Below are 11,045 nucleotides of genomic sequence, written 5' to 3'. Positions count from 1 at the left end.
TTACGACTACGTCCACTGCGCCATCGATGACCACACCCGGCTGGCCTACGCCGAGATCCACCCCGACGAGACCGCCGCCACCTGCGCCGGCTTCCTCCGCTCAGCCGCGGCCTGGTTCACCACCGTGGGCATCGACCGGATCGAGCGGGTGATGACCGACAACGCGCTGGCCTACCGGCGCAGCCAGGCCTGGCGCGCAGCGCTGGCCGATCTCGGCGCCCAGCCCCGGTTCACCCGGTCCTACCGCCCACAGACCAACGGCAAAGCTGAACGGTTCAACCGCACCCTGACTGAGGAATGGGCCTACCAGCGCCCCTTCACCAGCTCAGCCGAGCGCACCGCCGCCTTGCCCGGCTGGCTGCACACCTACAACCATCACCGCAGCCACACCGCCCTCGGCGGACAGCCCCCGATCAGCCGGACCACCGTCAACAACGGTGCTGGGCACTACAACTAGGCGGCGAGCAGGTCCTGCGCGTCGTCGCCGGCGGCGACCAGGTCCGCGTACTGGCCGCCGCGGGCCGTGAGCTCGGCGTGCGTGCCGGACTCGACCACCCGGCCGGCGTCGAGCACGGCGATCCGGTCGGCGTGCCGCACGGTCGACAGCCGGTGGGCGATGGTGATGGTCGTCCGGCCGCGGCGGGCCTCGTCCAGCGCCGCCTGCACCGCGCGCTCGGTGGCGGTGTCCAGCGCGCTGGTGGCCTCGTCGAGGACCAGCACCCGCGGGTCGCGCAGCAGCGTGCGGGCGATGGCCAGCCGCTGCTTCTCCCCGCCGGAGAACCGGTGCCCGCGGGCGCCGACGACGGTGTCGTAGCCGTCGGGGAGCGCGGCGATCACGTCGTGCACCTGTGCCCGGCGGGCCGCCTCCTCGATCTCGGCGTCGGTGGCGCCGGGGCGGGCGTGCCGCAGGTTCTCCCGCACGGTGGTGTGCAGCAGGTAGGTCTCCTGCGACACCACGCCGACGACCTGCGCGAGCGCGGCCAGCCGCAGGTCGCGCAGGTCGACGCCGTCGATGCTCACCCGGCCGGTGGTCGGGTCGGCGAGCCGGGCGACGAGCGAGGCCATCGTCGACTTGCCCGACCCTGTCTCGCCGACCAGCGCCAGGGTCGTGCCGGCGGGGACGGTCACGTCGACGGCGGCGAGCGCGGGCCGGGCGCCGTCGGGGTAGGTGAACCCGACGCCCTCCCACCGCACCTCGCCGCGCACGGCGGCGGGGTCGAGCTCCACCGGGTCGGCCGGGTCGTCGATCTCCACCGGCAGGTCGAGGTACTCGAACACCCGGCTGAACAGGGCCATCGAGGCGGTCACCGAGACGCCGACGTCGAGCAGGCCCATGAGCGGGCGGAACAGCGCCCCCTGCAGCGTGGTGAAGGCGACCAGCGTGCCGATCGTCATCCCGCCGGAGGTCGCCGGCAGGCCGGCGAACAGGTAGATCAGCGCCGGGATGCCGGCGAAGACGATGCTCATCGTGGCCATCCGCCAGCGACCGGCCAGCTGGGAGCGCACCTCGAGCCCGACGAGGTCCTCCGAGGTCGCGGCGAACCGCCGGGACGCGGCGGGGCCGGCGCCGAGGGTCTTGCCGAGCAGCACGCCGCTCACGCTGAGCCCCTCCTCGACCTGGCCGTGCAGGTCGGCGAGGTGCCGCTGCCGCTGCGCGGTGACCGCCCGGCGCATCCGCGCGACCCTGCGGGTCAGCCAGACCGCCGGGGGCAGCACCACCAGCGAGAGCAGCGACAGCCGCCACGACAGCGCCACCATGGCGACCACGGTGCCGACGACGGTGGTGGCGTTGGCCGCCAGCGACGTCGCCGTCGAGGTGACCACCGACTGCATGCCGCCGATGTCGTTGGTCAGCCGCGACTGGACCTCTCCCCCGCGGGTGCGGGTGAAGAAGCCCAGGGACTGGCGCTGCAGGTGGGTGAAGACGGCGGTGCGCAGGCCGTGCATGACCCGCTGCCCGACGGTCGTGGACAGCCACGTCTGCACGACGCCCAGGACGGCGGTGAGCGCGGTGACGGCGACCATCCCGGCGACGGCCAGGACGAGCAGGTCGACGTCCTGCCGCGGGATGGCCTCGTCGATGACCAGGCGCACCAGGAACGGCGTCGCGAGCGCGACGGCCGAGGAGCTGACGATCAGCGCGACGACGGTCGCGACCTGCCAGCGGTACGGGCGGAACAGCGCCGTCACGCGGCGCAGCTCGACCGGCGCGCGCTCCAGCTGCGCGCGGTCCGCGGGGTCGACGGCGCGGCCCGACCGCCCGCCGGAGCCGCTGCCGCGGCCCATGGGTCCCTCGTCGATGGCGACCACCTCCGGTTGTTGAGGCTACCTCACGATCCGGTAACCTCAGGGCATGGCGGCGCATTCCCGGGACGACGACGCGGCCGTGGTCGACCTGCTCATGCGCGCCGCGCGCACCCAGCGGCGGCGCTGGCTCGACGCGCTCGCCCCGTGGGACCTCACGCCGCACCACGCGCGGGCGCTGCGGGTGGTGGCCGGCCGCGACGGCACCCGGCTGTCCGATCTCGCCGAGGCGCTGCACATCGCGCCCCGCTCGGCCACCGAGGTCGCCGACGCGCTGCAGTCCCGCGGCCTGGTGGAGCGCACGCGCGACCCGGCCGACCGGCGCGCCGTCGTCCTGCGCGCCACCGAGGAGGGCCTGCGGGTGCGGGCGGAGGTGGACGCCGCCCGCGCGGCCGACAGCCGCGAGCTGCTGGCCCGCCTGTCACCGGAGGACCGCGCCGAACTCGCCCGCCTGCTCCGCGCCCTCACCGACTGATCCCGTCCCCGGCCCGGGCAGGGCCTCTGTAGCGCCATTGGCCCCGGACGGAGCGTGGGAGGCGGGACCACCGATCGGTGGACCCGCGGGGGTGGACGGCGGTGCCACGATCGGCCCATGGGTGAGCCGGTGCGCGCCGAGCAGCTGCGGGTGTCCGACGTCGAGCGGGCCGCGGTGCAGGAGCGGCTGCGCCGCGCGGTCGGGCTGGGCCAGCTCGACCTGCACGAGTTCGACGAGCGCCTGCAGGCGGTGTGGGCCGCCCGCACCCGCGGCGAGCTGCAGCGGGTCACCCTCGACCTGCCCGAGCCGCCGCCCCCGCCGCCGCCGGCCCCGCGGCACCGCGTCTTCGCCGCCACCCCGGGCGGCACCGCGATGCGGGTGCTCACCACGGTGTGGGCGAGCGTCGTGGCGGTGAACGTCGTCGTCTGGCTGCTGGTCTCGCTGGGCGCCGGGGGCCCGGTGTACCCGTGGTTCATCTGGCTCGCCCCGTCGGGTGCGGTGCTCGCCGTCCTCTACGCCACCGGGATCGGCCGCCCCCGCCGCTGAGGGTCAGCGCTCGGAGCGGCGGCGCTGGCGGGTCTTGGCGCCGTACATCGCCCGGTCGGCGCGCGCGACCACCTCGTCGGGCGCGTCGCCCGGGCGCCCGACCGCGCCCCCCACGCTCACCCCGACCCGCAGCGCGCCCGCGACCGTGGGCACCGGCGCGGTCACCCGCTCGCGCACCCGCGCGGCCAGCTGCGCGACCTCGTCCTCCTCGCAGCCCGGGCACAGCACCACGAACTCGTCCCCGCCGAACCGGGCGACGACGTCGTCGCCCCCGGCCGCGGCCTGCAGCCGGGCGGCCACCTCCGCGAGCACGGCGTCGCCCACCGTGTGCCCGTGCACGTCGTTGACCACCTTGAACCCGTCGAGGTCGCAGAACAGGACGCCGCAGGGCACCCCGTCCTCCTGCGCGAGCCGCCGGCCGAGCTCCTCGAAGAACGTGTGCCGGTTCGGGATGCCGGTGAGCCGGTCGGTGCGGGCGCGCTGGGCCAGCGCCTCCTCGCGGCGCCGCTGCTCGGTCACGTCCAGGCCGACGGCGGCCACCGCGAAGGGGCGCCCGTCGGGTCCGGTGAGCACGTTGTTGCGCATCGCGATGAGCCGCCGCGTCCCGTCGGCGGTCAGCCAGTCGCCCTCCTGCGGGTACGCCCGGCCGGTGGCGACGGCGCGCGCGACGGCGTCGAGGGCGAGCTCCCGGTGCTCCGGGACGACGAAGACGTCGACGAACAGCTCACCGAGGAGCCGCTCGGGCGTGCGCCCGGTGAACCGCTGCAGCGCCGGGTTGGCCAGCAGAATCCGCCCCGCACCGTCCACCACGCAGACGAGCGCGTCGGTGCCCTCGACGAAGCCGTGCGCGAGCCGGGCGTCCACTCAGCCGCGCTCGGCGAGGACGCCGCTGTCGTCGGGCCCGATGGTCATCCCGGCACCTCCCCGTCGTCCCCCGCGCGCGATGACACCACGCCCACCGTCGCACGTCGATACGGCGCACCGCCGTACCGGATCACCGACGCGCGGCGGACCTGCGGCGGGACCCCCACACGAGCAGCCCGCCGCCGAGGACGAGGAGGACGCCGAGGCCCGCGGGCACGGCGGGCTCGGCACCGGTCCGCGCCAGGACGGGGACCGGGGTCCCGGAGGGGACCGGTCCCGCCGCCGTGGGCGGGGTCGCCGGCCCGCCGTCCGGGCCGGTCAGCGACTCGGTGACCGTCGCGGTGCTGCCCACCGTGCCCAGCCCGGAGGCCACCGGCGCCGCCGCGGTCACCATGGCCCAGCTGGTGAGCTGACCCGCCGCGACGTCCTCGGCGGTCACCGCGTGCGGCCGGTCGGCCGTGCACGTGGTCGACTCCGACGGCGCCAGGACGGTCCGGCGGCAGGTCACCGGGCCGGCGCCCGGATCGGTCACCACGATCCCGCTGAGCGTGAGCGTGCCGGTGTTGAGCACGCGGTAGCGGGTGCGCACGAGGTCCCCGACCCGGAGCGCCGCCGGCTCGCTGCCGGCCACCAGCGTGCGCCCGAGGATCAGCTGCACTCCGGCGCGCGGGGCCGCGGTGGCCACCGCCACCGCGGCCGGCGCCGAGGCGACCGGTCCCCCGGACAGCGCGGCCGTGCCGGTGGCGGTGGCGCTGGTGCGCACCTCCCCGGAGATCAGGTCGCCCTCGGTGACGACGTGCCCGGCGGCCGGCGTGCAGGTGGTCGAGGCGCCCGGCGCGAGCAGCGTCGCCTCGCAGACCGCGGGGACCCCGGAGGCGTCGACGACGGCGACCCCGCCGACCGGCACGTTGCCGGTGTTGACCACGCGGTAGCGCCGGCCGACGGTCTCGCCGAGGTCCGCGGGGGCCGGTCCCGCGCCGGACTGCCGGACGGCCTCGGCCAGCAGGGTCAGCGCCGGCGCGGGCGTGGTCGTGACGGCGGCGGTGGCCGGGGCGCTGGACACGGCGGCGCCGTCCCGCCGGCTCACCGCCAGCGCCGTGGCGGTATTCGAGCGCGTCCCGGTGGCGGCGTCGGTGGCGGTGACCGGGTCGGCGTCGGAGACGCAGAGGACGTCCTCGCCGGGCGCGAGCGTCACGACGCCGCAGCCGACGAAGACCGTCGGGTCGTCCACCCGCACGTCGTCGAGGGTGACGTCCCCGGTGTTGGACACGAGGACGGTCCAGACGACGGTCTCGCCTGCGTCGAGGGCGCGGTCGCCGTCGGCGTCGGTCCAGCCCGGGCGCTTGTCGGCGACCAGCGCCGGGGACACCGCGCCGACCACCACGGGGTCCGCGGCCGGGCCGAAGGGCAGCCGGTCGCTCTCGGCCGCCGGCAGCGCGGTGGCCGTCCCGGTGAGCCCGACGGGCAGGCCCGCGTCGAGGTCGGCCTGGGACACCCGGTACGTGCTGCCGGTGCAGACGGCCCGTGCGCCGGGCGCGAGGGTGGCGACGTCGCAGCCCGGCGTCCCCCCGGCGGAGTCGGTCACGGCGAGCGCGGCCATCGTCACGTTGCCGGTGTTGACCACCGTCCACGTGTAGGTGAGCAGGTCGCCGGCGCGCGCGGCGGTGCCGGTGGCGGCGGCCCGGACGTCGAGGGCGCGCACGACGGGGGCGAGGTGCAGCCGGCCGGTGGCCGTCGCGGAGCGCACGACGGGTGCGGCACCGGGGGTCCCGGCCGCGACGGCGTCGGCGTCGAGGTGCCCGGCGCGGAGGTCGGCCTCGGTGACCGTGTGCTCGGCACTGCCGGTGCAGTCGGTGGACCGGCCCGGCCGCAGCGAGGTCACGGCACAGCTGACGACACCGCCCTCGGGGTCCTCGACGGCGACCGCGTCCAGCGGCACGTTGCCGGTGTTGGTGACCGTGTAGCGCCACCGCACGCGGTCGCCCAGGCCCGGCGCGGCACCCGGGGTGACGTCGGGGGCCACCGTGGCCTCGAGCGCCGGCGCGAGCGTCGACGGCGTCGTCACGGTGCTCTCCCCGCTCGCCACGCGGGGCCCGCCGCGGGGGTCGGCCGCCGAGGCGCTCGCCCGGCTGGTCACCGGCGTGGCGTCGGCCGCGGTGTACGGGGACGCGGTGCACGTCGTCCGCTCCCCGGGCGCGAGGGACGGGGCGCCGCAGGTCATCACCCCGGCGACCGGCGCGGCGGTCTGCAGGTCGGCGAGGGTGACGTCGCCGGTGTTGGTGACGACGAGCGACCAGCCGATGGTCTCCCCGGCGTCGAGGGCGCCGTCGCCGTCGGCGTCGTCCCAGTCGGCGACGTGCACCGCGGACAGCGACGGGCGCGCGGCGGCCATCGGCACGGAGGCGCTCGCCGGGCCGAAGAGCAGCGGCCGGTCGGAGCCCGTGGGGATGCCCGAGACCCGCGCGGCGTTGACCAGCGGCAGGCCCGCGTCGAACCCGGCCTGGGTGACGCGGTGGGTGCCGCCGGCCGTGCACGAGGTCCGCTCCCCCGGGGCGAGCACGTCACGCGCGCAGGCGGCGCGGCCGACGAGCTCGTCGCCGACCTCGACCAGGCGCATGGTCAGGTTCCCGTCGTTGTGCACGTCATAGGTCCAGCCGACCTCGTCGCCGGTGCGCACCGCCGCGACGCTGCCGGGCGTGTGCGCGGTGGAGGTCACGACGAGGGCGCGGACGACGCCGGTCAGGCCGACGGTGTGCTCGGCCGGCGCGGAGCGCACGAGGCCACCGACCGCGGCAGGGGTGCCGGTGGCCGTGGCGCGGCCGGTCACGGTCCCGGTCAGCAGGTCGTCCTCGGTGACCGGCCGGGGCGTCGTCGCGGCGCACTCGGTGGACGCCCCGGGGTCGAGCTCGGTAGCGGCGCACACGACCGGGCCCTGGCCGGGCGCGTCGACGGCGATGCCGGTGACCGGCACGTTGCCCACGTTGGTCACGACGTGGTGCCAGGTGATCGGGTCGCCGAGCGCGGCGGCGGCCTGCCGCTCCGCGGGGTCGACGACGCCCGCCACGGTGAGGGCGAGCGCGGGGGCGGGGGCCGCCGGGAACCGGGTGGCGGCCGCCGCGCTGCGGACCGCCGTGTTGCCCCGGGGCGTGACCCCGACCGCCTCGGCCGAGGCCGGGTGCTGCCCGGCGGCGACGTCGGCGGCGGTCAGCACGTACGGCGCGGTCACGCAGGAGGTCCGCTCACCGGGGGCGAGCAGGTCCACCGGGCAGGACGGCACGGGCGTACCGGTGCCCTCGACCCGCAGGGAGCCGACCGTCAGCTGGCCGGTGTTGGTGACGACCACCGTCCAGACCACCCGCTCGCCCGCGTCGAGGGCGTCGTCGCCGTCCGCGTCCTCCCAGTCGGCCACCAGGGCCGAGGTCAGGGCGGAGCCCGCCGGGGCCACCGGAACGGGGTCGCCGGCGGAGCCGAACTCCAGGTCAGCCGTCGAGTCGGGGGCGCGCCCGCGCACCACCGCGACGCCGCCGACGGCGGTACCCGCATCGACGTCGGCCTGGGTGACCCGGTAGGTGCCGTTGGCGGTGCAGGTCGTGGTCCCGCCGTGCGCCGCGAGGGTCGCCACGGGGCAGGTCACGCCGCCGGGGACGAGGGTGTCGCTGACCGAGACGGCGGACGTGGAGACGTTGCCCGGGTTGGTCACCACGTACTCGAAGGCCAGCACGTCGCCGGCCCGCAGGCCGGCGGCCCGGTCGCCCGGCGCCAGCACGGACGCCCGGGTGGTGACGGTGAGGGAGCGGTCGGCAGGGTGGACGTCGACCGTCGCGGCCGCCACGTCGTTGGCGGGCTGCGGGTCCGGGTCGTCCGCCGAGACGAAGCGGACCTCGTTCACGGCATCCTCGGCGTCGGCGGCCCGCCCGTCGACCTGCAGCGTGGCGGTCTGGCCGGCCGCGAGGTACGGGATCCGCCAGGCGCCGTTCGAGTCGCTGTACGTGCCCCGGTCGGGCAGGGCGCCCGTGACGAGCAGGCCCGGGCGCGGCGCCTCGCGGACGAAGACGTCCCGCGCGTCGGAGGGGCCGTCGTTGGTGACGGTGACGGTGAAGGCCACCTCCTCGGTCTGCACGACCGAGGGCGTGCTGGTGGTCTTGGCGACCCGCACGTCGGAGCGGCGGACCGCGGGCGTGCTGGCCGTGGAGGTGTCGTTGGCCGCCACCGGGTCGGGGGAGGCGGCCGAGACCGTCCGCGTGCGGACCACCCGGTCGTCCTTGTAGGAGGCGCGCAGCCGGCCCCCGAGGTCCACCGTCCAGGTCGAGCCCGCCGCGAGTTCGTCGAGCGTGCAGACGACGACGGCCCCGTCGACGGCCACGCCGCCGCCGTCGACCGCGCCCTCGACGGCGCACGAGCCGTCGGCGAGGACCCACGCCGGCACCGGCTGGCCCGCGGGCACCACCTGCCGCAGGACCACGCCCTCGGCGCGGGTGGGGCCGGCGTTGCGGACCGTGGCCACGGCGTGCAGCGGGCCGCCCGCGACCAGCGGACCGGCGGGGTCGTCGGGGTTCTCCAGCACCTGCGACACCTGGAGGTCGGCCTCCAGGCGGACGGTGACCGAGACGTCGGCGACGTCGTCGGCCGGGCTGCCGTCCGGGGTCGGCGACACGACCCGGACCCGGGCGGTGGTCGTCCCCTCCGGGGCGTCGTCGAGGACCAGCGCGTCGCCCTCGACGGTCACGGTCCGGCCGGGGGCGATCCGGTCGATGCGGCAACCGGCGGTCGCGGTGCAGGTCAGGCCGGTCAGCCGGGTCACGCGGAAGCCGGGCGGGAGCACGGTGTGGACGGTGACGTTGACGGCGTCGGACGGGCCGGCGTTGCGGATCTCCGCGGTGAACGGGACGGTCTGGCCGGGGAGCGCCTCGGTGACCGGCAGCCGCAGGGTGATGCCCAGGTCGGCGCGCGCCTCGCCGGCGCCCGCCACCTCGTCCTGGTTGTCGCGGCCGTTCGGGTCCGGGGTCGCGGAGGTGACGCTCACGGCGTTGCCGAGTGCGCCGTCACCGGTGGGGTCCAGGGTCACCTGCAGCACGACGGTCGCCGTGGCACCGGGCGCGAGGTCGCCCAGCGTGCACTGCACGGTGTCCGCCGCGGCGTCGCGGGCGCAGGTCCCGCCGGTGGCGGTGGTCGACACCGCGTCGAGGCGCATCCCCGCCCCCAGCGGGTCGGTGAGCACCACGCCCCGCGCGAGGGACGGCCCGGCGTTGGTGACGACGGCGGTGTAGGTGACCGGCTCGCCCGCCGTCCCGGTGGCGCGGTCGGCGGTCAGGTCGACGGCGAGGTCGGCCCGGGCCGTGACGGCGTCGACGGCGGCGGCCGTGTTGTCGTCGGGGACGTGGTCGTAGGCGTTGCCGGTGACCGAGGCCAGCAGCCGGTACACCGTCCCCGGCGGGGTGGCCGCGGGCACCGTGCCGGTCACCGTGGTGGTCCGGGAGGCGCCCGCAGCGAGGGCCCCGTGGTCGCAGGTCACGGCCCGGGGACCGACGGCGCAGCTGCCGCCACTCGTCGTCGCGGTCACGCCGGTCAGGCCGGGGGTGGTGCCGTCGGCCGCGACCGGCAGCTCGATCGTCGTCCGGGCGGCGGGCTCCGTGGAGGGCCCGTCGGCGCGCGTGGTCACGGTCCAGGTGACGGGCCGGCCGGCGAGGGTGTCCGGGGTCGTCCGGGTGGCGGTCACCGCCAGGTCGGCGGCCGCGCCGACGGGGGTCGCGGCCTCGTCCGAGGTGGAGGTGCGGGCGCTGGCGGTGAGGTCGTCGCGGTACTGGACGCGGGCGTCGTTGCGCACGGTCGTCCCGGACAGCGCCTCGGTGACGCGCACCTGGTAGGAGATGCTGCGGGCGTCGTCGGGGCGGATCGTCCCACCGGCCGAGGAGTTCGCGTTGAGGCCCACGCGGACCCGCACGGTGCGGGTGGCCGCGTCGTACTCGCCGGCGTCGTCGCCGGCCGCGTCGCTGCGGGCCTGCGTGCTGGTCGAGGTGATAGCCCGGATCGACCCGGGCACGAACTCCACCCCGGCGGGCAGCTGGTCGACGACGACGGCGTCCTTGGCGGGGTTCCCGCCGCCGTTGCTGGTCGTGACGGTGTAGGTGAGCAGCTCGCCCACGTTCGCGGTCGCGCCGCCGGAGCGGGTGGTGACCTGCGTGGTGGTGACCAGGCAGGCCGACGTGCCGAAGGAGATGCTGTCGAGGAAGTTGCCCACGGAGGCGTTGCCGCCGGCCGTGGTGACGGCCGCGAAGGCGAAGCGGGTGGTCGTCTGGCCGGCCGGGACGCTGTAGGTGCCGGAGTGGGTGCCCCAGGCCGAGGTGCCGTCGCTGATCAGCGCCTGGCGGGCGAGCGTCCCGTTCGGTGCGCCGATGTTCACCGCCATCACGTCGGTGCCCGCGCGCCCGCGGTGCTGCAGCTCCCAGCGCAGCGTCGTCCCGGGCGTGGTGGTGACGTCCTGGTACAGCGTCGAGGGCTGGGTGGCGTTGAGCTCGGCGAACTGACTGCCCGAGCCGGCGGAGACGCCCTGGAACGGCGTGCGCCAGATCTCGATGCGTTTGTCGCTGGCGGTGGTCCGCCAGCCGGGGACCGAGCCCTCGGCGACGAAGGCGTAGGAGTTGTCGGCGAGCACCGGCAGCTCGAAGCCGCCGTTCTGCAGCGCGGCGGTCGTGCCGCACGAGGTGGGGTCCTGGACGGCGAGCGCCTGCGGCCCCGGCACGACCGCCACCACACCGGTCGCGAGCGCGCCGGCCAGGACCAGCGCCGACACCCGCGCCGGCCACCCGAGGCCCCTCGTCCGTGCCACCTGTCTCCTCCTGCACACGTTCCCCCGTGA

Annotated in this window: 6 protein-coding genes; 3 read left to right on the top strand and 3 right to left on the bottom strand. The window is 76.9% G+C overall.

All coding sequences use genetic code 11. The features are described 5' to 3' along the window. On the top strand, positions 1-457 hold a 457-nt coding region (locus tag WA616_RS20150), incomplete at its 5' end, for an integrase core domain-containing protein (RefSeq protein ID WP_336032658.1). Here the strand turns inward: WA616_RS20150 and WA616_RS20145 are convergent. Beyond that, the gene (locus tag WA616_RS20145) at positions 454-2,286 is read right to left on the bottom strand and encodes an ABC transporter ATP-binding protein (protein ID WP_336032657.1); all 1,833 of its coding nucleotides are present in this window, start codon (positions 2,284-2,286) and stop codon (positions 454-456) included. The genes WA616_RS20150 and WA616_RS20145 overlap by 4 nt on opposite strands. Before the next feature lie 67 nt (positions 2,287-2,353). Here WA616_RS20145 and WA616_RS20140 point away from each other — a divergent pair, with 67 nt between their 5' ends. Together WA616_RS20140 and WA616_RS20135 are read left to right on the top strand one after the other, a co-directional pair. Then, positions 2,354-2,779, top strand: a complete 426-nt coding sequence (locus WA616_RS20140; RefSeq protein ID WP_336032656.1) for a MarR family winged helix-turn-helix transcriptional regulator — start codon at positions 2,354-2,356, stop codon at positions 2,777-2,779. A gap of 117 nt (positions 2,780-2,896) precedes the next feature. After that, the gene (locus WA616_RS20135) at positions 2,897-3,325 is read left to right on the top strand and encodes a DUF1707 SHOCT-like domain-containing protein (protein ID WP_336032655.1); all 429 of its coding nucleotides are present in this window, start codon (positions 2,897-2,899) and stop codon (positions 3,323-3,325) included. Positions 3,326-3,328: 3 nt separating this feature from the next. Here the strand turns inward: WA616_RS20135 and WA616_RS20130 are convergent, their stop codons facing one another. Next, positions 3,329-4,189 (bottom strand): GGDEF domain-containing protein, encoded by an 861-nt coding sequence (locus WA616_RS20130; protein ID WP_336032654.1) that lies wholly within the window; start codon positions 4,187-4,189, stop codon positions 3,329-3,331. 130 nt (positions 4,190-4,319) lie between these two features. After that, positions 4,320-11,015, bottom strand: a complete 6,696-nt coding sequence (locus WA616_RS20125; RefSeq protein WP_336032653.1) for a DUF7507 domain-containing protein — start codon at positions 11,013-11,015, stop codon at positions 4,320-4,322. Positions 11,016-11,045 lie beyond the last annotated feature (30 nt).

The organism is Geodermatophilus sp. FMUSA9-8 (assembly GCF_037034165.1).
Taxonomy (GTDB): Bacteria; Actinomycetota; Actinomycetes; order Mycobacteriales; family Geodermatophilaceae; genus Geodermatophilus; species Geodermatophilus nigrescens.
Note: the sequence above shows the minus strand (reverse complement) of the source record. Positions and strands in the feature narration are given on the sequence as shown.